Below are 23103 nucleotides of genomic sequence, written 5' to 3' on the forward strand. Positions count from 1 at the left end.
CAGCGCCCCCAGTTTTTGATGGCATTCGAGGTGAACCGATGTGGCTCGACACAGGGGAAACCCCTGTGTCGAGCGTCTGTGCGGCCCGCTTAAACCGATTAGAATTAACCGACCGCTCGGTTGGTTAATTCCTTCTGGCCGAGTTTTGACCTATACGGAAAGCGCATTGTCATGTCCCAAGTCCTGCAAAGTTTCATCGGTGGCCAATGGATCGGCCAACAAGGCGCGCAAGCCCTGCGCAGCGCCATCAACGGTGCCACAGTCGCCCAAACCCATGCGGAAGCGATCGACTTCGGCGATGCTGTGCACTTCGCACGCACCGTCGGTCTGCCCAATCTGCTCAAGCTGGATTTTCAAGAGCGCGCCCAGCGCCTCAAGGCTCTGGCCAAATACCTGGGTGAGCACAAAGAGCAGCTGTACGCGATTTCGGCCCACACGGGCGCGACACGCGCTGACAGCTGGGTGGACATCGAAGGCGGTGCGGGCACCTTGTTCGCGTACGCCAGCATGGGCAGCAACGAGCTGCCCAGCGGCAACCTGATTCACGAAGGTCCGGCATTCCCCTTGGGCAAAAAGGGCGGCTTTGCGGGCACGCACATCTTGGTGCCGCGCGGCGGCATCGCGGTGCACATCAACGCCTTCAACTTCCCCATCTGGGGCCTGCTTGAAAAATTCGCGCCCAGCTTTTTGGCTGGTATGCCTTGCATCGGCAAACCCGCTTCGTCCACCAGCTACCTGACCGAAGCCATGGTGCGCTTGGTGGAGCAATCGGGCATCTTGCCCGCAGGCGCTTTGCAGCTGGTGATTGGCTCCACGGGTGATTTGCTCGACCGCTTGAACGGCCAAGACGTGGTCACTTTCACCGGCTCGGCCGACACCGCCGCCATGCTGCGTGTGCACCCCAATGTGGTGAAAAACAGCATCCCCTTCAATGCCGAGGCCGACTCGCTCAACTGCGCCATCCTCGCGCCTGATGTGACACCCGACGACGAAGAGTTTGATTTGTTCGTGAAAGAAGTCGCTCGCGAAATGACCGTCAAGGCGGGGCAAAAATGCACCGCCATTCGCCGTGCCATCGTGCCGCGCCAGCACCTGGACGCCGTAGCCGAGAAGCTCCAAGCGCGTCTGGCCAAAGTGGTGGTGGGCGATCCATCGGTCGAGGGCGTGAAGATGGGGGCACTGGCCTCGCACGCCCAGCAGGCCGACGTGGCCGAGCGTGTGGCCCTGCTGCGCCAAAGTGCCGAGCTGGTGTTTGGTGGCGGTGCCGATTTCAAGCCGGTGGGGCAGGGCGTTGAAGGCGGTGCCTTCTTCCAGCCCACGCTGCTGCTGTGCCAAAAACCTTTGCACACCGACAGCGTGCACGACGTGGAAGCCTTTGGCCCCGTCAGCACCCTCATGCCTTACGACGGCATCCACGAAGCGCTGCAACTGGCCGCACGCGGTCAGGGCAGCTTGGTGGGCACGCTCGTGACCAAGGACCCGCAAGTGGCTGCCCGCGTGATCCCTGTGGCCGCTGCCTTGCACGGTCGCCTGCACATCTTGGACCGCGAAGCCGCTGTGGAATCGACCGGTCACGGCTCGCCGCTGCCACCCCTCAAGCACGGCGGTCCTGGCCGCGCAGGGGGTGGTGAAGAACTCGGCGGCATCCGCGCCGTCAAGCACCTGATGCAGCGCACTGCGTTGCAAGGCTCGCCCACCATGATCGCCGCCGTCACAGGCGAGTACATGCGCGGCGCCAAGCTGATCGAAACCGAAGTTCACCCCTTCCGCCGCTACTTTGAAGAATTGCAAATTGGCGAGAGCCTGCTGACCCACCGCCGCACCGTGGGCGAGGCCGACATCGTGGCTTTTGGCGGTCTGTCGGGCGACTATTTCTACATGCACTTCGACGAAATCGCCGCCAAGGACTCGCCGTTTGGCAAGCGCATTGCACACGGCTACTTCGTGCTGTCGGCCGCAGCGGGTTTGTTTGTCTCGCCCGCGCCCGGCCCGGTGCTGGCCAACTACGGCCTCGACACCCTGCGCTTCGTCAAGCCTGTGGGCATTGGCGACACCATCCAGGCCCGTTTGACGGCCAAGCGCAAGATCGACCGCCAAAAGAAAGACGCCAACGGCGTGGGCCAAGGCGTGGTGGCTTGGGATGTGGAAGTGACCAACCAGCTGGGCGAAGTCGTGGCCAGCTACGACATCTTGACCTTGGTGGCCAAAAAGGGCTGAGGTCCGCAAGGAGCGCTATGAACTGGTACGACCGCGTGGTGCTCCCCTACATGATCGACATGGCCTGCGGCCTGCCGATGGTGCAAAAGCAGCGTCGGCAATTGCTGCCCCAAGCGCAAGGCCGTGTGCTTGAAGTAGGCATGGGCACGGGACGCAACCTGCCGTTTTACGACCGCAGCCGCGTGACCCGCTTGGTTGGCGTGGACCCAGCCCTTCAGATGCACCGCTTGGCCCAAAAGCGCAGCCAAAGGGCCGGCATTGCGGTCGAGCTGATGGGCTTGTCGGCCGAGCAGCTGCCCACGGCCGATGCCAGCTTTGACACCGTGGTCTGCACCTACACCTTGTGCAGCATCCCCGATGCGGTGCAGGCCCTGCGCGAGATGCGCCGGGTCTTGGTGCCGGGCGGTCAGCTGCTGTTTTGCGAGCATGGCCGTGCGCCCGATCCCAACGTGCGCCGGTGGCAAGACCGGCTTCAGCCCCTGTGGGGGCCTTTGGCCGGTGGCTGCCAGTTGGGAAGGGACATTCCCGAATTGCTGGCAGAAGCAGGCTTTGCAGCCGACACACAATCGGCCTATTTGCCCGGGCCCCGGCCCATGACCTTCCATTACTGGGGACAGGCCAAGGCGGCCTGATCCCGCAAGGATTTCCGATGAAAGCGGTTTACCTCACCGGTCACGGTGGCAACGACGTGGTGGCCGTGGGTGACCGGCCCATGCCAGAGCGACCAGCGGGCCAAGTGCTGGTGCGCATGCACGCCGCCACGCTCAACCGGGTGGATCTGTACATGCGTGACAGCGGCGCGGGCATCACCCACACGCTGCCCCAAACCATGGGGCTCGATGGCGCGGGTGTGATCGAAGCGTTGGACGAGGGGGACCACGGTCTGCACATCGGGCAACAGGTGCTGGTGTACCCCGCTTTGACTTGCGGCATCTGCGAGTTTTGCCAAAGCGGCGAAGAGGTGCTGTGCACCCGCATGAGCCTGTTGGGCGAGCACCGCGACGGCACTTTGTCGGAGTTCATCAGCGTGCCGGCTCGCAACCTGGTGCCCATGCCCACGGGCTGGACATTTGAAGAAGCCGCCGCGCTGGGCGTGAACCACCTGACCGCATGGCGCATGCTGACCAGCCGCGCCCGATTGAAAGCAGGGGAGACGGTGCTGATTTTTGGCATCGGCGGCGGCGTGTCTTTGGCCGGCTTGCAATTGGCCAAAGCCATGGGCGCCAGGGTCTTCGTGACCTCGACCCACCCAGACAAGCTGGACCGTGCGCTGGCGCTGGGGGCCGACGCGGCCATCCACAGCCATGCGCAAGACGTGGTGCAAGAGGTCATGCGCCTGACAGGCAAGCGCGGGGTGGACGTGGTGTTCGAGAACGTGGGTCAAGCCGTGTGGGACAGCGCCTTGCGATCGGCTGTGCGCGGCGGTCGCATCGTCACCTGTGGCGCCACCACAGGCGACCAACCCGGGGCCGATTTGCGCCGCGTGTTCATTCGCCAGCTGCAGATCCTGGGTTCGACCTTGGGCAATTTGGACGAGTTGCAGCAACTCACACAGTTTTGCGAACGCCACGGGGTCAAGCCGCTCATTGAGCGCACCTACGCCATGGACGACATTCATACCGCGCTGGACCGTTTGGCCAGCGGTCAGCAGTTTGGCAAGTTGGCGGTGCGCATCCGGGGATAATCCCTGGCATGAGATCCCCCATTGCAGTTGTCGACGTTGACCGTTGCGAAACCTGGACCCGTTACAAAAACGGCCTGTGTGACACCTGTGCAGCCAACTGCTGCACCATGCCTGTCGAGGTCAAGTTGTCGGACCTGGTGCGTCTGGAGTTGGTGGACCCGTTCGAGGCGGAACACGACGAGCCCAAGCAAATCGCTAAACGCTTGACCAAAGCGGGCCTGATCGAGCACTTCAACTTCAAGAACAGCATCTTCAGTCTGGCGCGTCGCGCCAGCGGTGACTGCCAGTTTTTGGACGCCAAAACGCGCCGCTGCACGGTGTACGACAAGCGGCCCAACACCTGTCGCTTGCACCCACAAGTCGGTCCCCGGCCCAACCATTGCCCTTACGGCAACAAAGCCCAGTCGCGCTGAATGGAAAAAGCCTCCCGACTTCGCAGTCGGGAGGCTTGGTGCTTTTGAAAGCTGTGTGGCTTACATCGAGTCGATGAAGCTGCGCAGTTTGTCTGAGCGGCTGGGGTGCTTGAGCTTGCGCAGCGCCTTGGCTTCTATTTGGCGGATGCGCTCGCGGGTCACGTCGAACTGTTTGCCCACTTCTTCCAGCGTGTGGTCGGTGGACATCTCGATGCCGAAACGCATGCGCAGCACTTTGGCTTCGCGGGGCGTGAGGCTGTCCAAAATGTCTTTGACCACATCGCGCAGACCGGCTTGCAGTGCCGCGTCGATGGGCGCGGTGTGTGTGCTGTCTTCGATGAAATCGCCCAGGTGGCTGTCGTCGTCGTCACCGATCGGTGTTTCCATGGAGATCGGCTCTTTGGCGATCTTCATGATCTTGCGGATCTTGTCCTCTGGGATTTCCATCTTCTCGGCCAGGATGGAGGCATCGGGCTCGAAGCCAAATTCCTGCAAGTGCTGACGCGAGATGCGGTTCATCTTGTTGATGGTCTCGATCATGTGCACCGGGATGCGGATCGTGCGGGCCTGGTCCGCGATCGAGCGGGTGATCGCCTGACGGATCCACCAGGTGGCATAGGTCGAGAACTTGTAGCCACGGCGGTATTCGAACTTGTCCACGGCCTTCATCAAACCGATGTTGCCCTCCTGGATCAAATCGAGGAACTGCAGACCACGGTTGGTGTACTTCTTGGCGATCGAGATCACGAGGCGCAAGTTGGCTTCGATCATCTCTTTTTTGGCATCGCGACTGGCGCGTTCGCCCGCGTTCATGCGCTTGTTGATGTCCTTGAGCTCATCAAGCGGCACCACCACTTTGTTTTGCAGGTCCATCAGTTTTTGCTGGATGTCTTGCACAGGCGGGATGTTGCGGCCCATCACCGCGCTCCAGCTCTTGCCTGCAGCGGCTTGCTTTTCGATCCACTTGAGGTTCAGCAGGTGCGATTCAATGCGCTTGCCGTTTTTGTCGCGGCCGCTGAAGTCGGCAATGAAGTTGTCTTGCGGGTAGCCACATTTGTCCACGATGATGCGGCGCAGTTCGCGCTCTTTTTTGCGTACATCGTCAACCTGGCCACGCACCATGTCGCACAACTTTTCAATCGTCTTGGCGGTGAAGCGGATGGTCATCAGCTCTTCCGACAAGGCGGTTTGAGCCTTCACATAAGCGGGCGTGCCCCAGCCTTCTTTGTCATAGGCTTTGTGGACTTTTTCGAAGTGGCCGGTGATGCGGTCAAAACGCTCCAGCGCTTGGTTCTTGAGTTCTTCCAGCTTTTTGGTCAGCGCTTTGGAGCCGCCTTTGCCATCGTCGTCGTCGGCTTCGTCGAATTCGTCGAAGTCTTCTTCGGCCACGTAGTCATCGGCTTCGTTCAGGTTGGCGAAACCGTCCACGATGGTGGAGATCACGACCTTGCCTTCGCGGATGTCGTTGGCCATGTTCAGGATTTCGGCAATGGTGGCTGGCGATGCACTGATCGCAGCCATCATGTCCATCAAGCCGCCTTCGATGCGCTTGGCAATCTCGATCTCGCCTTCGCGGGTCAGCAACTCCACGGTGCCCATTTCGCGCATGTACATGCGCACGGGGTCGGTGGTGCGGCCGAATTCGCTGTCCACGGTGGACAGTGCGGCCTCAGCGGCTTCTTCGGCTTCTTCTTCGGTCGAGCCTGTGGGCGCGTTGTCCGTGATGATCAGGCTTTCGGCGTCAGGCGTTTGCTCGTACACCGCCACACCCAGATCGTTCAGCGTGGCGATGACCACTTCCAGGGTTTCGGCATCGACCAGCTTGTCGGGCAAGTGGTCGCTGATTTCGCCGTTGGTGAGGTAGCCGCGCGTCTTGCCCAGTTTGATCAGGGCTTTGAGGCGATCGCGGCGTTGCTTCATTTCGGCTTCGGTCAGGACGGTTTCGTCCAGGCCAAATTCTTTCATCAAGGCGCGTTCTTTCGCCTTGCTGATCTTCATGCGCAGGGGTTTGACCTTCTCGGCGGTGTCCGAGACGGGTTCGGCTTCGACTTCCTCTTCAATGTCGATGATTTCGTCATCGAATGAAGGCTCGGCGATGCTGCCTTTTTTCTTGGGGCCACGCTTGGCACCGGTCACGGCTTTTTTGGCCGCAGGTTTTTTGGCGGGTACTTCGGTCACGTCAGCCGCTTTGGCGGCTTTGGTCTTCTTCACCGCCACTTCGGCTTCGGCGGCTTTGGCCTTGGCAGGCGTCTTCTTTTCGGTCACTTCAGATTTCTTGGCAGGCACGGAGGCGGCTTTCTTGGCAGGTGTGGCCGGGGTCTTCGTGGATTTGACCGCTGGAGTGGCTGCTTTGGCGGCCGGCTTGGCCGGTGCTTTGACAGTCACTTTGGCACTGGCCTTGGCCTTGGCGACGGGCGCTGGGGCTTTGGGGGCAGGTGCGGCTTTGGCCACGGTTTTCGATTTGGCGGGGGCCTGGGCAGGCTTCTTCGGCTTTTGAGCGGGCATGAACAACCTCAAGACTTCAAAACAGACAAGGAAACAGACACAGTCAGCGCCAAATACATCCCGGCGCGGGCTTGTTAAGACACAGCGTCAACGCCCTATATGGGCGTCAAAACTGCAATGGCAAGATGGAGGGGCGAACATTTGGAATGCAGTCCTTGCGGAACGGTGACCGACCCAAAGGGGGCTTCGCGCTGATGGCGGTGGTCTAGCCGGAGGTGCTGCTGTCGCTCTTGCCGAGAAAAATGGATTATACCTAAAGACAGAGGGCGAGCCTCTGTTGAGGGCCCGGTTGTAACTCGGTAGCTTCAGTCCCGACATGAGGCCTGCGCCGGGACCCAGAGCGTCGCAGTTGAAACTGCTGACCTGCGGGGGCACTGCTTTGATCGTTGGTGGCCGACCCAAAGAGGTCTCAGCGTGCAGGCCGAACAGCAGTTTTAGGCCGGAAGGCTTTGCAAACCGCGTCGTTGGTTTCCATGTAGGGGCCGCCAATCAGGTCCACGCAATAGGGCACCGCCGCAAAAATGCCATGCACCACGGGCTTGCCTTCGGTGTCCTTGAGCCCTTCCAGGGTTTCCGCAATCGACTTGGGCTGGCCGGGCAGGTTGATGATCAGACTTTGCCCACGAATGACGGCCACTTGGCGCGACAAAATGGCTGTAGGCACGAATTTCAAGCTGATTTGACGCATCTGCTCGCCAAAGCCGGGCATTTCCTTGTCGGCCACGGCCAGGGTGGCTTCAGGGGTCACATCGCGCAGGGCTGGGCCGGTGCCGCCGGTCGTCAGCACCAAGCTGCAGCCTGCTTCGACCAACTCGATCAAGGTGGCGCTGATGCGCTCTTTTTCGTCGGGGATCAGACGGGGCTCGAAAGTGACGGGGTTGAGCAATGCCCGTGAGAGCCACTCTTGCAATGCAGGCAAGCCCTTGTCTTCGTAAACACCGGTGCTGGCGCGGTCGCTGATGGAGACGATGCCGATCTTCACGGCGTCATGGCTGGTTTCACTCATCGTCGGATTCCTCGGAACGGTCATCGCTTTGGCTGCCACTCAAAATGCTGCGCACCAGTTTGAACATTTCGCGGTAAGCCCGGCTTTGGCGTGGCGCCAGGCCTTGCGAGACGGCCGCATTGGACACGGGCACCGCGTCCTTGCGGGCCTGGCGCACCAAGGCGCGCAGCTGCTGTGTATCGGTTTGCGGGTATTGGGCGATCCACTCGCCCACGGCGTTGTCGTCGGCGATCAGGCGGTCGCGCCAGGCTTCGGCCAAGTGCAGGGCTTGCGTGTCCTTGGCGCTGCCCAAACGCTGGATTTCCAGCGCATCGCGCACGGCTTGCAGCACTTCGGGCTCTTGCAGGCGCATTTGTTTGCCGATGAACTGCATCTGGCGGCGCTTGCCTTCAAAGTTGGTGATGCGTTTGGCCTCGGCCAGGGCGTCTTTGAGCTTGTCGGTCAGCGGCAGATCGGCCATCAGGTCGGCGCGCAGCGTCAGCAGCTGCGTGCCCAGCTCTTGCAGTTCGGTGCTCTCGCGCTTGAGTTCGGTGCGGCTGGGGCCTTCCAGTCCAAACTTGAGTTCGCGTTTGAACTCCAGGTCCAGTTCGCTGCCTTCGGCAACAAATTGACCACGGACGAAATAGCCTTTTTTGGGTTTACGGGACATGACTGGGGGAACTCGTTCTCAAGGGCAGCGCAGGTGCTGGGTGGCAAGTATCATAGCGGCCACTGTGGGCTTCGCGTCCACCCTCTGTTTTGAGACTTATGCCGTGAACCCAAACGCACCCGCCAAAGCTTCCACTTCCGAACCCCACGACGGCTTCAGCTACTCGCGCGACCACTTCGAGTCCTTGGTTGACACCGCCTTGCGTCATGCCAAAAAACTGGGGGCGACCAATGCAGGCGCCGAAGCTTCAGAAGGATGCGGCCTGTCGGTCAGTGTGCGCAAAGGCGAGCTGGAAAACGTGGAGCGCAACCGCGACAAATCGCTCGGGGTGACGGTCTATGTGGGGCATCGCCGTGGCAATGCCAGCACCTCGGACTTTTCCAAAGCCGCCATTGAGCGCACCGTGCAAGCCGCGTTTGACATTGCCCGCTTCACCGCCGAAGACCCCACGGCCGGTTTGCCCGATGAAGCGGACATCGAGACCCAATACCGCGAGCTGGACCTGTTCCACCCCTGGACCATCAACAGCGAAGAAGCGGCCAAGCTGGCCTTGCAATGCGAAGCGGCAGCCCTCAAAACCAGCCGCCGCATCACCAACAGTGATGGCGCGGCCGTGTCCGCGCAGCAAAGCCATTTCTTCAGTGCCCACACGCATGGTTTTCGCGGTGGTTATGCCAGCTCACGCCACAGCATCTCGGTCGCGCCGATTGCCAAACTGCCTGGCCGCAACGCCGAAATGCAGCGCGACGCTTGGTACAGCTCCATGCGTTCGGCCGACGAATTGGCCTCGCCCGAGGCGGTGGGCCGTTATGCCGCAGAGAGGGCCTTGTCGCGCTTGGGCGCACGCAAGATCCCCACAACCGAATGCCCGGTGCTGTTCGAGTCGCCTGCGGCAGCAGGCTTGTTGGGGGGCTTTGTGCAGGCCGTCAGCGGCGGGGCGCTGTACCGCAAGAGCAGCTTTTTGCTGGACTCCCTGGGCAAGAAAGTGTTTCCCAAGCACATCGATGTCCATGAAGACCCTTTTGTTTTGCGCGGCAAAGGCAGCTCACCCTTTGACGATGAAGGCGTGCGATCGGCGGCGCGTCAAGTGGTCAAGGGTGGCCGCGTCGAAGGCTATTTCCTGTCGAGCTATTCGGCCCGCAAACTCGGCATGAAGACCACCGGCAACGCCGGTGGCTCGCACAATTTGTCGATGACCTCGCGCTTGACGCAGCCAGGCGATGATCTGGAGGCCATGCTGCAAAAGTTGGGCACAGGCCTGTTTGTGATCGAGCTGATGGGGCAGGGCGTGAACTACGTCACCGGTGATTATTCGCGCGGCGCCAGTGGCTTTTGGGTCGAAAACGGCCAGATCGCTTACCCGGTCCATGAAATCACCATCGCGGGCAACCTCAAAGACATGTTCATGGGCATCGAGGCGATTGGCTCGGATGTCTACAACATGGGGGCCAAGAGCATCGGCTCGGTGCTGGTCAACCGCATGAAGGTTGCGGGCAGCTGAGCAGGTGCTGCACAAAGCAAAACGGGAAGCCTCAGGCTTCCCGTTTTGCTTTTGCAGGGATGGCCGTGTTCAGCCAGCCAAGGCCGCTTTCACAGCGGCAGACACCTGGCCCATGTCGGCCTTGCCTGCCAATTGGGCTTTGACTGCGCCCATGACTTTGCCCATGTCGCCGGGGCCCTTGGCACCCAGCTCGGCCACGATGGCTTGCACGGCGGCAGTCACTTCGTGGGCCGACATGCGCTCGGGCAGGTAAGCCAGCAACACGGCCATTTCGGCTTTTTCTTTGTCTGCCAAGTCTTGCCGAGCGGCTTGCTCAAACGCCGCAATCGAGTCTTTGCGTTGCTTGATCAATTTGTCCACGATCGCCACGACGGCCACATCGTCGAGCACCACGCGCTCATCGACTTCTTTTTGCTTCATGGCGGCCAACAGCAAACGGATGGTGCCCAGACGCTCGCTGTCTTTGGCGCGCATCGCGGTTTTCATGTCTTCGGTGATCTGGTCTTTCAGGCTCATGAGAGGCTCCTGGAGTGTGGCAAAAAGAGGGGTGTAGAAACAACAAAGCCCGCCTGAGCGTCCTCTTGCGGGCTTGTTTGCGGACCCTTTCGGGTCAACAAAAGAAGTGCTTAGTACAGCTTCTTGGGCAATTGCATGCTGCGAACGCGCTTGTAGTGGCGTTTGACGGCAGCAGACTTCTTGCGCTTGCGCTCGGTTGTGGGCTTCTCGTAAAACTCGCGGGCACGCAGGTCTGTCAGCAGGCCGAGTTTTTCGATGGTGCGCTTGAAGCGACGCAGTGCGACGTCAAACGGCTCGTTTTCTTTCACGCGGATGGTGGTCATTGAATCAAATTTCCAAAATGTGTGCCGGTCGCTTTTACAAGGAAGATCGCGCCTTGTAAGCCGATACCAGCGGTTCCCCGTCACGAACTAGTATTTGGCAGACGGGGGTTTGCCAGCAAAGACCATCATTATAGCCATGAAAACCATGCTTTTTGGCCCTTTTTAAGCCGTATTTGAGGGAACGGGTAAGGCCTGAGCGCATGCATGTGCGCTGGCCCACGCCCACTGAAAGTTGTAGCCGCCCAACCAGCCCGTCACATCGATCACCTCGCCGATGAAATACAGCCCAGGGTGCTTGGACTCCATGGTTTGTGAAGACACGTCGCGCGTATCCACCCCGCCCAAGGTGACTTCGGCTTTTTTGTAGCCCTCGCTGCCCGTGGGCGTCAGCTGCCAGTTGCACAGCGCTTGGGCCAACTTGTTCAGGGCTTTGTCAGGCACTTCGGCTGAGGTGCGTTGCAGGGCCGTGTCCTGGCTCACCCAGGCTTCGGCCAGGCGACTGGGCACCAGGCTGGCCAATTCATTGCCCAACAATTTCTTGGAGCGCAGTTTGGCTTCTTGCAGGCGCTCGGGCAAATTCACATCGGGCGCCAGGTTCAGTCGGATGGGGCAGTTGTCCGCCCAGTAACTGGAAATTTGCAACACTGCTGGCCCCGACAAGCCGCGGTGCGTGAACAGCAGGTCTTCGTCAAAGTGCATGCGGTTTTTCTTGTCGCCTGTCTCGATGCCGACGGGCAAAGCCAGCCCGGCCAGCTGTGCATAGGGCGCCCAAGCCTCGCCATCGAAGGTGAGGGGGACCAAGCCGGGGCGACGCGGCACCAGTCGCAAGCCAAACTGTTCGGCGATGCGGTAGCCCCAGTCGCTGGCGCCGATTTTGGGGATCGACAAACCGCCAGTGGCCACCACCAAAGAGGGGGTTTGCACGGGCCCCTGGTCAGTCTCCAGCGTGTAGGCGTCTGTGTGCACCACGGATTTGACCGCACAGCCCGACCAGATCGTCACACCACCGGCTTGGCACTCGGCCAGCAGCATGCGGATGATGTCTTCGGCCGAGTTGTCACAAAACAGCTGACCCTTGTGCTTTTCATGAAAGGGGATGCCGTGTTGTTGGACCAGATCGATGAAGTCCTGCGGTGTGTACCGAGACAACGCGGAACGGCAAAAATGCGGGTTTTGGCTGATGAAATGTTTTTGCGGGGCCGCTGCGTCGAGCAAGCGGTTGGTGAAGTTGCAACGCCCGCCGCCCGAAATGCGGACTTTTTCAGCGACTTTGCTGCTGTGGTCAATGACCAGGACTTTCAGGCCACGCTGGCCAGCGACGCCAGCACAAAACAAGCCGGCAGCCCCGGCACCCACAATCACAACGTCCCATGTATTCATGCAGGGAGTTTAGTGGTTCGGACCTCCCGGTCCCCAGGCCCGCTCAGGCGACGCGTTGGCGCTCAGCGGCGTCCTGGTTCTGCCAGGCTCGCGCACCTTGCACCACATCGCCCACCACAATGATGCTGGGGCTTTGCAAGGCTTCACTTTGCACGGTGTTCACCAGCTCATCGAGGGTGGTCAGTGCCTGGTGTTGGTTTGGCAAGCTGGCCTGCTGCACCACGGCCACTGGGGTGCGTGCAGGCAGGCCTTGCAACAAACCTTGGCAGATGTGCTCCAAGCTGCTCACGCCCATGTAGATCACCAGCGTGAGCTTGGCCTGATGCGCGGTGTGGGCCAATTGGACCCAGTCGGTGCCTGCATCACCGGGTTTGGCATGGCCTGTCACAAACACCACGCCGTGCGCGTGTTCGCGGTGCGTCAGGGGGGCACCCAAGCTGCTCATGCCTGCCAAGCCCGAGGTGATGCCGTTGACCACGTGCACCTCGATGCCTGCAGCACGCAGGTGTTCAACTTCTTCGCCACCTCGGCCAAAAATAAAGGGGTCTCCGCCTTTGAGGCGGACCACATGTTCACCTTCTTGCACGGCGGTGATCATCAGCTTGTCGATGAAGGCCTGTGGCGTGCTTTTGCATCCACCACGCTTGCCCACGTGCACGATGCGTGCCTGAGGGCTGGCATGTTCGAGCACCGCGTCATTGACCAGGTCATCGACCAGCAAGACGGTGGCGCTGGCAATGGCTTTGACCGCTTTGAGGGTCAGCAGTTCGGGGTCGCCAGGGCCCGCACCCACCAGGGTGCAGCTGCCGCGGGGAGGGTGTGACTGGTTCATGCGTTCACCTCGCGCAGGATGTGTTGGACTTGCAGGGCGATGGGTTGCGGCACAGGCAACAGGTTTTGCAAGACGCCTTCAATGTAGCGCGCTGTGGCAGCCGCTTCGGTACCGGGCAAGTCGGGCACTAGGCCCAAAGGGCCTTCTTGCTGGGCTTGCACGCGCTGTGCCCGTCCGTTCTTGAAAACGTCCATGGCCGGCGTGCGGCGCGCATCGGCCACCGGCTCGCCCTCGGTGCCGCGCAGCAGCAAAGCGTGTTGTCCTGTCAAGGCAAACGTGGCCGACATCGATTGCAAATATTCGGGGTGCGTGTAGCTGCCCACGATCAGGGCAGGGCCATCGCAAGGGTTCATCTGCTTGACCAAGCTGTGACCCGGGTTGCGCAAACCAACCACGCGGCGCACCGCCAGCAACCGGTCAAGTCCGGCGTTCAACACACCTGAGGGCACAAAGATGACTTGCCCTGCCTGCACGGTGGTGCAAGCTTGGGCCGCGCCAATGCCCAGTTCGGCCATGACCGCCTGGCTGCTCACGCGTGTGTCTTCGGTGGCCGAGCCGTGCACCACCACAGCCGCACCCTCGCGCGCGAGCAGCAGGGCCAACAAAGGCGTGAGCACCGGCAACTTGCGCGCCCCGTTGTAGCTGGGCAGCACCACGGTGGGGGCTTGGCCTGCTGGGACTTTGTTCAGGCGTGCATGGGTGGCGTCCAGAAAACCGGCCATTTCTTCAGCGGTCTCGCCTTTGACGCGCATGGCGATGCAAAACGCACCCAACTCCAGATCGCTCACCTGTTGATCGAGGATCTGGCCCATCAAGTCCGCGGCTTGCGCGCGCCCGAGCGAACGGGCGCCTTCTTTGCCGCGTCCGATGTCCTTGATGTATTGGCTGATTCCCATGCCGGCGATTGTGCTGGAAACCAGATAACTGTTGGTTATATGGGTATGGCGCTCAAGCCGCCACCATGCCGTGGCGCACTTTGGTGTCGCGGGTGACGGCCGAGGCCCAAAACGCCAGCAGGTCGCGCACAGCCTGCGCTTGGGCGCTGGTGGCGGCCACGCTGCCTGAGAAGGTGGTGGTGATCTGCACCGCATCGGGCAAGGGGCCGAGCACGGTGATGCCCGCAACGCCCATCATCTCGCTGAGTTGCTGAAAGCCCAGGGCCACCTCACCTTGGGCTATCAATCCGCCCACGGGCACACCCGGCTTGGCCTGCACGATGCGGTCTTGGATCTGTTCGGTGATGCCCCATCGGTCGAACAGTTTGGCCAGTTGCACGCCGCTGGGGCCTGTGGAATAGCCCAAGGTGCGGGCACTGAGGATGGCCTGTTTGAGGGCCCCTTCGGTCGAAATGTCGGGTGGTTCGGCCCCTGCGGGCACCGCCACGGCCACCCCCGAATGGACCAGGTCCACACGGCTGCCTGCCAGGGCTTTGCCATCGGCGATCAAGGTGTCGATGGCGTTGCTGGCCAAAACCACGCAGTCAAATGCTTCACCGGCTTGCACCCGTTTGGCCGCGTCCACACCGCCCACGGATTCGACTTGAACCTCAACGCCTGGGGCTTGCGCCTTGTAAAGCGCCACCAGATCGGCCAGCAGCGGCTTGGTGGCCATGGATGAAATCAGTCGCAGTGTGGTCATGGTGAGTTCAATGTGAGTGCATGTAGGCGCCTGCCTTGCAGGCGATCATTCGCCCGAGCTGCATATGGGCAGCAGGGCTGACGCTTCATGTGGCCGGCGTGTTGGCGCTGGCCTTCCAAGGATTATGGCCAAGGGCCAAGCTTGCACCCATGCCCCGCTTAAACTACCTGTTATGCGAATTTTGGGTATTGAATCATCTTGCGACGAGACCGGTGTGGCCTTGGTTGAAACCACGGGCGACGCATGGCCGCGCTTGTTGTCACACGCGCTCTACAGCCAGATCGAGATGCACCAGGCCTATGGGGGTGTGGTGCCCGAGTTGGCCAGCCGCGACCACATTCGCCGCGTGCTGCCGCTGACCCGACAGGTCATGCAAGAGGCCGGGGCCAACTTGGCCGATGTGGATGTGGTGGCCTACACCCGGGGGCCCGGTTTGGCGGGCGCACTGCTGGTGGGCTCGGGTGTGGCCTGCGCACTGGCGGCCGCCATGGGCAAGCCGGTGCTGGGCGTGCACCACCTGGAGGGGCATTTGCTCTCGCCTTTTTTGAGCGCCGATCCGCCCGAGTTCCCTTTCATTGCGCTGCTGGTGTCCGGCGGCCACACCCAGCTCATGCGGGTGGACGGCGTGGGCCGCTACACGTTGCTGGGCGAAACCATTGACGACGCCGCCGGCGAAGCCTTTGACAAGTCGGCCAAGCTGATGGGTTTGCCCTATCCGGGCGGCCCTGGCTTGTCGCGTTTGGCCGAGCAGGGCAACCCTGCGGCCTACAAATTGCCGCGGCCTTTGCTGCACAGCGGTGATTTTGATTTTTCTTTTGCTGGCCTCAAGACCGCCGTGCTCACCCAAAGCCAAAAAATCGGCCCCGCAGCCCACACCGAAGGCGCGCCGGAGCGGGCCGACTTGGCCGCATCGACCCAAGCGGCGATTGTGGAAGTGTTGCTCAAGAAATCCATGAACGCCCTCAAGGCCACGGGCATGAAACGCCTGGTGGTGGCCGGAGGCGTGGGGGCTAACCGTGAATTGCGCACGCAGCTCAATGCGGCCTGCGCCAAAGCCCGTGTCCGCGTGCATTACCCCGAATTGCACCTGTGCACCGACAACGGCGCCATGATCGCCATGGCTGCAGCCATGCGCTTGCAGTCCGGAGCACAAACGGCCCAGGCCCGCTACAGCTTTGACGTCAAGCCGCGTTGGCCACTGCACGAATTGGCCTGAAAGGCCTTGGCGCCCATGCCCTTGGGCTCCGTTAAACTCCGCCCCTTTCTACTTTGCTCGACCCGATAGCGGGATCTTTTTATGCGTTTGTCGATGTTCGCCCGCCGTGTTGTTTTGTTCGTGTGCGCCGCTTTTGCTTTGATGCCGGCGATGGCCCAATCCCCTCAGCCGATCAAATTGGCCTTGATCGAAGGCCTGAGCGGCCCCTTTGCCAACACGGGCGAAACCGTGGTGCGCAACATCACCTGGGCGGTCGAGCGGGTCAATGCGCGCGGTGGCGTCAAAACCGCCCAAGGTCTGCGCCCATTGACGTTGGAGCGCTATGACAGCAAAGGCCAAAGCGAAGAAGCGCTGTCGGCATTCAAGTCCGCCATCGATGATGGTGCAAATGTGATCTTGCAGGGCAATTCATCGGCCAATGCCGCAGCGCTCATCGATGCCATCAACAAGCACAACGAACGGGAACCTGCCAAGCGGGTCTTGTTTTTGAACTATGCGGCGGTCGATCCCGCGCTCACCAATGAAAAGTGCAGCTTCTGGCATTTTCGTTTTGATGCCCATGCCGACATGCGCATGACCGCGCTCATGCAGGTCCTGCGCGAGGACAAAAAGCTCAAGTCGGTGTATTTGATCGGACAGGACTACAGTTTTGGGCAGGCCGTCTTACGCGAGGCGAAGCATCAACTGGCCCAGCAGCGCCCGGATGTGAAGATCGTGGGCGACGAATTGCACCCTGTGGGCCGTGTGAAGGATTTTTTGCCCTATGCGAGCAAGATCAAAGCCAGTGGTGCTCAGGCCATCATCACCGGCAACTGGGGCAATGACTTGACGCTGATGGTCAAAGCCGCCCGTGAAGCGGGTTATGAAGGCAAGTTCTACACTTTCTACGGCAATGCCTTGGGCGCGCCAGCCGCCATTGGGGAATCGGGCCTGGGCCGTGTGATCGCCGTGGCCGATTGGCTGCCCAATGTGCCTGGCAAAGCCAGTGCGCAGTTTTACCAATCCTTTCGACAACGTTTCCCCAAACCGACCGAGGACTATGTCCACCTGCGCATGCAATTGATGGTGGAAGCTTGGGTCCAGGCCATCGAAAAATCGGGCAGCACCGAGGCCGTGGCGGTGGCCTTGGCCCTTGAAAAAGCCCGCGTCAGCATGGCTGGACAAACTGGCAGCATGCGCGCCGAAGACCATCAATTTCAGCAGCCTTTGGCTGTGGGGGTGATGGAAAGACAAGGCGCTCCCGGCGTGCCCTTTGATGTAGAGGGCTCTGGTTATGGCTTCAAGGTCGTGCGCCAGATCAAGGCAGAGCAGGTGCGCATGCCCAGCAGCTGTCAGATGCAAAGGCCTTCATGAAGTTGGCGGCTGCCAGGTCAATCCGTCGGAAATCAGCAGGGTCAGCACCACAATGGCCAAATTGGTTCTGGGGTTTAAATTGAATTTAACATTTATAGTGAATAAATGTCATTTAATTCCCGATAAACGTTCTGTTTGAAAATAATTGCTGTTCAAAAGTGTTCAGCAGGTCGTAAAATTGTCAGCAGTGACAAAATTGTCACAGCCATCAACGTGTGACCGCTATGCCACCTTTTGTCTCAGATCAATCCTCCTTAGCACTGCATAAAAGCCCGACCAGCGCTGCGTTCCATGGCTTTGTGCGTCGTTTGCATTTGGCCAGTCAATCGGATGACCCGGTCATTTTGGTCGGCGAGGTGGGTACAGGCAAACGTCAATCCGCATCGACCATCCACAACGTGGGCTCACGCAGTGGCGGCAATTTTGTCCAAATCGATTGTCTGGGCATCAAAGAGAGCAAGTTTGAGCAAGAAATGTTGGGGACGTTGAATCCTTACAACCACCAATTGCGGCAAGGTGCTGTGTCGTTGGCTGAGGGTGGCACCTTGTATTTGCACGAAGTGGGCGAGCTGCCCGGGCCATGTCAAACACTGCTTTTGCGCTTGGTGGAAAGCAACACTTATTCGCCACTTAACTCCAGCGATACGTACAACAGCGACTTCCGACTGATCACGTCCTCAAGCCAGGATCTGATGGCCATGGTCGAGCATGGCAAATTCCGCAATGATTTGTTGCACCACATCAATACCTTGACCATCCGAACCCCTTCGCTCAATGAGCGACGTGAGGACATTCCTGATCTGGTGCGTTCGATATTGCTGGAGATGCCGCATGCATCGGCCAAACAAATGACCCCTGAGGCCATGGAGGTGCTTTGCCATCACAAGTTCACCGCCAACATCTTGGAGTTGCGAAACATCATCCACCGATTGGTGGGGACTTTTGAGACCGATGTTTACTCCGAGCACCATGTGATCCAGTCGATCTATGCGGGCACGCCATCGAGTAAATCAGAGCGCGTGATTGAGAAGAAATCCCAGCGTTCAATGTTGCCCGACTTCAAGGCTTATGTCAGCCATGCGCAGGCCAAAAGTCACAGTCCATCAAGTGATGCCCCTTCGTCCGCATCTCAGCAAAGTTTCACCGCGCCCAACAACGCCACTTACGCGAGCACCACGTACCACATCCATACCACGGCAGCTCCAGCAGATGACGATCTGGAGAATTTGTCTGCGCAAGACATGGCCGATGATGAGTTTTTGGCCGCAAAAATGGCGGGGCAAAAACAAGGCCAAGCCTACATGGCGCGTCACTTCAATGCCGCGTCGCCTTTGAGCACCGAGGCAAACAGCGTTGCGGATGTGGGTGATGAGGACGCCGGCAACGCTTTCACCGCACTCAAAGCGCAAGAGCGCGACTACATCTTGAAACTGATCGATTTTTGCGATGGTGACAAGAAAAAAGCCGCCGAAATCGCGGGAGTGACCTTGCGTACGCTCTACCGCAAGATCAAGCAATAAGCCACTTTCAGGGGCGACCGCTTCCAGCGGATCAAGCCATTTCTTGCATCAGTTTTTCGGCCTGGGCTCTTTCGGCCTCTGTGCCATGCGCCAACACTTGCTGCAACACCATTTGTGCCGTGGTCGGATCGCCCATGCTCAGGTAAATCTTGGCCAAGTCGATGTGAGAGTCGGCCGCCGATTTGGTTTTGCGAATTTTCCTGGCACGAGAGTTGCCTTGAGCCAGCTTGGGTGTGGGCAGCGCGGTGGCTGGTTGGCGTGGGAGCAGGTTCGTCGATGCCAGATCGGGGGCTGGTGCCGAGGTGAATTCCACCAGCGATTGGGCTGCGGTGTTCTCGATCGCTTCTGCGGCCAGGCGTTCTCGAGGTGGGGTTGTCAGGGATGACCCAGGCGCTTGGCGCTGGCTCGGCGTGTTCGCTTGGGCCCTCTCCGGGGGCGGCATCCACTGATCAGAGGCCGCGGGCATGCTCAAGGTGTTTGGTGAGGCCATGATGTTCTCGGCCTTGAGCAGGTTCTCCATGGACTTGCTTGCTTCAGCAGGCGATGCCACTGGCGCAGGACTGAGGGCGGGGGCGTGGGTTTTGCCATCGCTGTCAGAGGGCATTACAGCTGCAGGTGACGTTTGCGATGGCGCTTTGACTGCGTGAACTGGTGAGGATGCCGCGATCCCTTTTCGTGAACCTTGGCGAAGTCGGCCCATGAAAAAACCCATGACGAACACACACAGCGCAAGCCCTCCGAGCACGCTGGCTGTGCTGTAGGCGGCATCTGAGGGAACCTGGTCAGTTGGCAAGGTTTGGGTCGAGGCCTGAACCGGACTGTCCCCTGGCGCAGCGCTTGGGGCTTCAGGCATCGCTTGTGATGCTTCCATCTTCTGGTCGGTCAAGGAGGGCGGGGCGCTGGCCGGTCCTGCAGTTTCGGCTTCTGGCGACGGCTTGATCGACGCGGTTGGGGGCAACAAAGGCGCGGTGGACGGGATCTTGCCTTGCGCAGAGACTTGCGAAGTGGACGGGAGGGCAGCTTTCGAGGTGCTGAGCGTTTTGCCCTTCACCGAAGAGGGCAGATCCAACACATGGACTTTGTAATGGGTCAGACTGGTTTGGCCTGCATACGAGGCCCAAACCAACAGGTCAAAATGGTCTTGTGGCAGTCGCTTGAGTGAAAACAATTCCACGGTGCCCACAGTTTGGGATGCGTGCACGACGCGAACCCGCAGCTCTCGCACCACGGGCGACATCGGCAGGCCCCACTGCGCATATTCGGCATCGGTCGCCAATCGGGTTTGCAACTCGGGCAATCGAACGGGCTTGTCGTCTGAAAACGGCAAGCTCGCCGTGAAGCTGGGCGATGCATTCGAGGACACCGTCAAGTTGCCCAGGCTCAGTGCATGAACGGGCAAGCCCAGCAAGCCCAACCCAAGGCCCGCCAAGGCCAAGCCTGTTCGGGCCAAGAGATGCATTGCCATTGTTTTCATTTTCAAGAATGGTGTGGCCCTAACCGATGGGCATTGAGGATGTGACAATACTTGCATCTTTGGTGGTTGTATTGAAATTGTCATGAATGACAATTTACACCAGAATTCAATTCTTTGAGACAAATTAGGCTCATGGCGTTGATTTTGTTGACGCATCCACGTCGATGATGAACTCCGTGCCACGCACACCCAGTGTCACCGTACTGGTGCGAAAGACCACTTGGTTGGGTTGACTCTTGGCCAATTGCCCAGAAACCACGGCCAAAGTACCACGCCTGACTGTGGTGTCCATGTGGCCAGCGCGGGTGCTGCGGTCAAAAGCATATTGGCTCAGCTCGATGGTCGAGTTGGGGCCTGCCGTTAACAAGGTGCTGTCACTGAGCGTCACGCCAACGCTGCTGGCGGGTCCACTGACCAAGCGATCTTGGCGCTGCAAGTGTGTGCCAATGGCCACATCGATGCGTGCGTTGCCACGCTCGATGTGCGCGTGGCCTTTGACAGATTTGACCGTGCCGGCCACATCGGTCGCCCAGGCGCTGATGGCCGTCAAGGTCGCAACGATCAAAAGGACGGGAGATTTCATGCGCGTGTGTCCTGCTCAGAAGGTAGATGGAAGGTGTTCGCATCCGAGCTGAACGTCTGGATGCTTGGCAATCGGGCCAGGATGGCGCGTTCGCCATCGATGCGGGCTTGTTGCAAGGCCTCTTCGTGACGAGCGTCTTCTTGCGACTTTTTCAAATTGTCGATTTCAGCCAGCACGGTGGAGATCAAGCTGCCCATGACGGCACTGATGATCAGGAAGAAGGACGCCGCATCGAACAACATGCCGGTGTGGATGAAAATTTGGTAGCCGATCCAAATGATCAAACTGTTGGTTGCCAGCGTCAGCCAGAGGCTGGACTTAGGCACCTTGCGCAAATAGGCCGACAAGACGGAGTGGGGGCGGGGCACGTACCAGATCATGATGCTGCCCACCAGCAACAGGGCCAGCGTCTCAGCCCATTTGAACCAATGAGGCCTTTGCAAAACACGCCCATCGAACAAAGACTCGATCAGTTGGGCTTGTATCTCGATGCCGGGGACCATCTCGCCGATGGCGGTGGTTCGCATGTCGTTCAGGCCGGAGCCGGTCAAGCCGAGCAAGACCAATTTGCCCGACAGCATGTTGGGCTCGACTTTGCCTTGCATCACATCGCTGGCAGACACATAGCGCGAGGCCATGCTTTGGTGCTTGGCAAAGTGCAAGGGGATGGTGCCATTGGGCAAAGTGGGTACAGACAAATCGGCCACACCCACGGACGCGATGCCGCGGTCATTGATGTGCGTTCGAACCTCATCCGCGCCGGTAGCCACCCGAAACATTTCCAGGGCCAGGCTGGGCACGGCTTGATCGGCCAGGCTCATGACCAAGGGCACGTGCCTGACCAAGCCGTTTTCCAAGTCCACACTCACCAGGGCTTGACCACTGGCAGCAGCTTGCAGCTCAGGCAGGCTGGCCAAGACTTGTTCAAAACGGCGAGAAAACGCAGGCAACTTTTCTGCGCCAACAACCTGCACAGGCCAGGTCCGCATGCCAGAGGTGGTGGTGTAGGCCGGCTGGTCAAATCCGGCGGCGCTCAGCACCGTGGGAACCTGTCTGAAGGATTGCGCCAGAACGGTTTCGTTCGATGGCAAGCGCTGCAGCTGTTCGGCCAAGGCGCGGTGCTCTGCTTTCAAGCCTTTGGCCACTTGGGGTGGCGAAGTTTGGTCAAACTCAGGCATGTACAGGTCCAAGCCCACCGCCGCAGGTTGGTACTTGGCCGTGGCCTGAATCAATTCGGCCAGCCTGTAGCGTGGCCAAGGCCATTGACCAAAATCCTGCAGGCTTTTTTCGTCAATGGCCACGATCGTCACGGGTTGAGCCAGAGGCACGCGCGGATACTCTTTTTGGTAGCCATCAAACAGCAATTGCCTTCCTGAGGCGAAAGGGGATCCAAAGTACTCGGGGATCACGCTCCAAGGTTTGTGCAGCGGTGTCCAAGACGCAGGCAGCTCCGTCAGAATGTTCATCGTCATGGACCACAGCAAGATAAACAGTGCGGCCGGGCGTCCCTTGCCTGTGATCAGGATTTGCTTGAGCAGTTCCATGCCGCTTTCACCCCAGCTGTTCAGCGCACATGAATTTCGACGCGGCGGTTCAATCCCTCCTGCGCCCCTGCGGCGATGGGCTCGCGAGATCCCAGTCCAAAGACCGCCATGTGCTCCACCGCGATGCCGGTTTGACGGATCAATTCGCGCACAGACTGAGCGCGTTTGAGAGACAAAGCATCGTTGATGGCGACGCTGCCGGTGCGGTCGGTGTGACCGATCACCGTGACTTCAGGCGCAGGGCGTGATTGCAGGAATGACTGCAAGCCAGACAGGGTTTGCGCCGATTCAGATGTCAATTGGCTGTCCGAGCCACTCACAAAATACAGCGAAAAGCTGGTCGGGCGTGGGGGCTGGGCCTCCAGCACAGGGGCATACCTTGCGCGAACCTCGGACTCGGTGAATGTGACGGCCTGGGTTGAACCTGCAGCCATCACCTCCAAGCCTGCATAGGGGGTGTTCAGTAAACGCTCACCGTCTGCACCTTGCACCACCACCGCGCTGTTTGAACCATCTGCCGAGGGCAAGAGCACGATGCGTTGCTGGGCCACTTCGGCCCGAGGCCAGGCCAAGGCGACGGCCATGGCCAATGTGATGAATCCTGTCAATTCCATAAAAAACCCGTGCGTCAAAATCAATGGTGCTGCAGGGGTGGAATTTTAACTTTTTATCGATATTTGTAGTTATATGGTGATGAAAAATTTTAAATTTAATTTCTTTGTTAATAATGTTTTTTGCGATTTTTCCGT

The 23103-nt window shown here is 59.7% G+C and carries 21 protein-coding genes; 8 read left to right on the forward strand and 13 right to left on the reverse strand.

Annotated features, from left to right (window positions below; translation table 11 throughout):
• Positions 1 to 171: 171 nt before the first annotated feature.
• From paaZ to QLQ16_RS05610, 4 genes are read left to right on the forward strand one after another with little or no spacing between them, the layout of a single operon-like run.
• On the forward strand, positions 172 to 2217 hold the full coding sequence (paaZ, locus tag QLQ16_RS05595) for a phenylacetic acid degradation bifunctional protein PaaZ (RefSeq protein WP_283223708.1): 2046 nt from the start codon (positions 172 to 174) through the stop codon (positions 2215 to 2217).
• Between the two features lie 17 nt (positions 2218 to 2234).
• Entirely contained in the window at positions 2235 to 2849 is a 615-nt protein-coding gene (locus tag QLQ16_RS05600) for a class I SAM-dependent methyltransferase (protein WP_283223709.1), read from the forward strand.
• A 17-nt stretch (positions 2850 to 2866) separates the two neighbouring features.
• Positions 2867 to 3901 (forward strand): zinc-binding dehydrogenase, encoded by a 1035-nt coding sequence (locus tag QLQ16_RS05605; RefSeq protein WP_283223710.1) that lies wholly within the window; start codon positions 2867 to 2869, stop codon positions 3899 to 3901.
• Positions 3902 to 3909: 8 nt separating this feature from the next.
• Complete coding sequence (locus tag QLQ16_RS05610; RefSeq protein WP_283223711.1) at positions 3910 to 4314, forward strand: YkgJ family cysteine cluster protein; 405 nt, start codon at positions 3910 to 3912, stop codon at positions 4312 to 4314.
• A gap of 60 nt (positions 4315 to 4374) precedes the next feature.
• Here the strand turns inward: QLQ16_RS05610 and rpoD are convergent, their stop codons facing one another.
• The 3 genes from rpoD to yjgA all read right to left on the reverse strand — a co-directional run bounded on the left by rpoD (position 4375) and on the right by yjgA (position 8474).
• Positions 4375 to 6819: an RNA polymerase sigma factor RpoD gene (rpoD, locus tag QLQ16_RS05615; protein WP_283223712.1), complete on the reverse strand. Its 2445-nt coding sequence runs from the start codon at positions 6817 to 6819 to the stop codon at positions 4375 to 4377.
• 409 nt (positions 6820 to 7228) lie between these two features.
• Positions 7229 to 7825 (reverse strand): molybdopterin adenylyltransferase, encoded by a 597-nt coding sequence (gene mog, locus QLQ16_RS05620; RefSeq protein ID WP_283223713.1) that lies wholly within the window; start codon positions 7823 to 7825, stop codon positions 7229 to 7231.
• Positions 7818 to 8474, reverse strand: coding sequence for a ribosome biogenesis factor YjgA (gene yjgA, locus QLQ16_RS05625; RefSeq protein ID WP_283223714.1), 657 nt, complete (start codon positions 8472 to 8474; stop codon positions 7818 to 7820). Before yjgA ends, mog begins: the two co-directional genes overlap by 8 nt.
• A 103-nt stretch (positions 8475 to 8577) precedes the next feature.
• Between yjgA and pmbA the strand changes: the two genes are divergently transcribed.
• The gene (gene pmbA, locus QLQ16_RS05630) at positions 8578 to 9975 is read left to right on the forward strand and encodes a metalloprotease PmbA (RefSeq protein WP_431310383.1); all 1398 of its coding nucleotides are present in this window, start codon (positions 8578 to 8580) and stop codon (positions 9973 to 9975) included.
• A 69-nt stretch (positions 9976 to 10044) separates the two neighbouring features.
• Here pmbA and QLQ16_RS05635 read toward each other — a convergent pair whose 3' ends face one another.
• The 6 genes from QLQ16_RS05635 to QLQ16_RS05660 all read right to left on the reverse strand — a co-directional run bounded on the left by QLQ16_RS05635 (position 10045) and on the right by QLQ16_RS05660 (position 14664).
• On the reverse strand, positions 10045 to 10491 hold the full coding sequence (locus QLQ16_RS05635) for a GatB/YqeY domain-containing protein (protein ID WP_283223716.1): 447 nt from the start codon (positions 10489 to 10491) through the stop codon (positions 10045 to 10047).
• Between the two features lie 110 nt (positions 10492 to 10601).
• A complete protein-coding gene (rpsU, locus tag QLQ16_RS05640; protein ID WP_092756237.1) occupies positions 10602 to 10814 on the reverse strand; it encodes a 30S ribosomal protein S21 in 213 nt (70 codons plus the stop codon).
• A 162-nt stretch (positions 10815 to 10976) separates the two neighbouring features.
• Positions 10977 to 12194, reverse strand: a complete 1218-nt coding sequence (locus tag QLQ16_RS05645) for a BaiN/RdsA family NAD(P)/FAD-dependent oxidoreductase (RefSeq protein WP_283223717.1) — start codon at positions 12192 to 12194, stop codon at positions 10977 to 10979.
• Positions 12195 to 12237: 43 nt separating this feature from the next.
• Positions 12238 to 13026 carry a uroporphyrinogen-III C-methyltransferase gene (gene cobA / locus QLQ16_RS05650; protein WP_283223718.1) on the reverse strand — a complete coding sequence of 263 codons (789 nt, stop codon included), beginning with the start codon at positions 13024 to 13026 and terminating at the stop codon, positions 12238 to 12240.
• A complete protein-coding gene (ybiB, locus tag QLQ16_RS05655; protein ID WP_283223719.1) occupies positions 13023 to 13922 on the reverse strand; it encodes a DNA-binding protein YbiB in 900 nt (299 codons plus the stop codon). Before ybiB ends, cobA begins: the two co-directional genes overlap by 4 nt.
• Before the next feature lie 52 nt (positions 13923 to 13974).
• Positions 13975 to 14664, reverse strand: a complete 690-nt coding sequence (locus QLQ16_RS05660) for a substrate-binding domain-containing protein (protein WP_283223720.1) — start codon at positions 14662 to 14664, stop codon at positions 13975 to 13977.
• A 172-nt stretch (positions 14665 to 14836) separates the two neighbouring features.
• Here QLQ16_RS05660 and tsaD point away from each other — a divergent pair, with 172 nt between their 5' ends.
• The 3 genes from tsaD (at position 14837) to QLQ16_RS05675 (ending at position 18753) form a co-directional block, all read left to right on the forward strand.
• Positions 14837 to 15880 (forward strand): tRNA (adenosine(37)-N6)-threonylcarbamoyltransferase complex transferase subunit TsaD, encoded by a 1044-nt coding sequence (gene tsaD, locus QLQ16_RS05665; RefSeq protein ID WP_283223721.1) that lies wholly within the window; start codon positions 14837 to 14839, stop codon positions 15878 to 15880.
• Between the two features lie 141 nt (positions 15881 to 16021).
• The gene (locus tag QLQ16_RS05670) at positions 16022 to 17233 is read left to right on the forward strand and encodes a branched-chain amino acid ABC transporter substrate-binding protein (RefSeq protein ID WP_283223874.1); all 1212 of its coding nucleotides are present in this window, start codon (positions 16022 to 16024) and stop codon (positions 17231 to 17233) included.
• A 224-nt stretch (positions 17234 to 17457) separates the two neighbouring features.
• A complete protein-coding gene (locus QLQ16_RS05675) occupies positions 17458 to 18753 on the forward strand; it encodes a sigma 54-interacting transcriptional regulator (protein WP_283223722.1) in 1296 nt (431 codons plus the stop codon).
• A gap of 31 nt (positions 18754 to 18784) precedes the next feature.
• On the opposite strand, the gene QLQ16_RS05680 is transcribed toward QLQ16_RS05675, so the two are convergent.
• From QLQ16_RS05680 to QLQ16_RS05695, 4 genes are all read right to left on the reverse strand, one after another.
• Positions 18785 to 20218: a FimV C-terminal domain-containing protein gene (locus QLQ16_RS05680; protein ID WP_283223723.1), complete on the reverse strand. Its 1434-nt coding sequence runs from the start codon at positions 20216 to 20218 to the stop codon at positions 18785 to 18787.
• A gap of 139 nt (positions 20219 to 20357) precedes the next feature.
• Positions 20358 to 20810, reverse strand: coding sequence for a FecR family protein (locus QLQ16_RS05685; RefSeq protein ID WP_283223724.1), 453 nt, complete (start codon positions 20808 to 20810; stop codon positions 20358 to 20360).
• Positions 20807 to 22354 (reverse strand): CHASE2 domain-containing protein, encoded by a 1548-nt coding sequence (locus QLQ16_RS05690; RefSeq protein ID WP_283223725.1) that lies wholly within the window; start codon positions 22352 to 22354, stop codon positions 20807 to 20809. Before QLQ16_RS05690 ends, QLQ16_RS05685 begins: the two co-directional genes overlap by 4 nt.
• 20 nt (positions 22355 to 22374) lie before the next feature.
• On the reverse strand, positions 22375 to 22968 hold the full coding sequence (locus tag QLQ16_RS05695) for an OmpA family protein (RefSeq protein ID WP_283223726.1): 594 nt from the start codon (positions 22966 to 22968) through the stop codon (positions 22375 to 22377).
• Positions 22969 to 23103 lie beyond the last annotated feature (135 nt).

The sequence above is a fragment of the Limnohabitans lacus genome (assembly GCF_030053395.1).
Taxonomy (GTDB): domain Bacteria; phylum Pseudomonadota; class Gammaproteobacteria; order Burkholderiales; family Burkholderiaceae_C; genus Limnohabitans_A; species Limnohabitans_A lacus.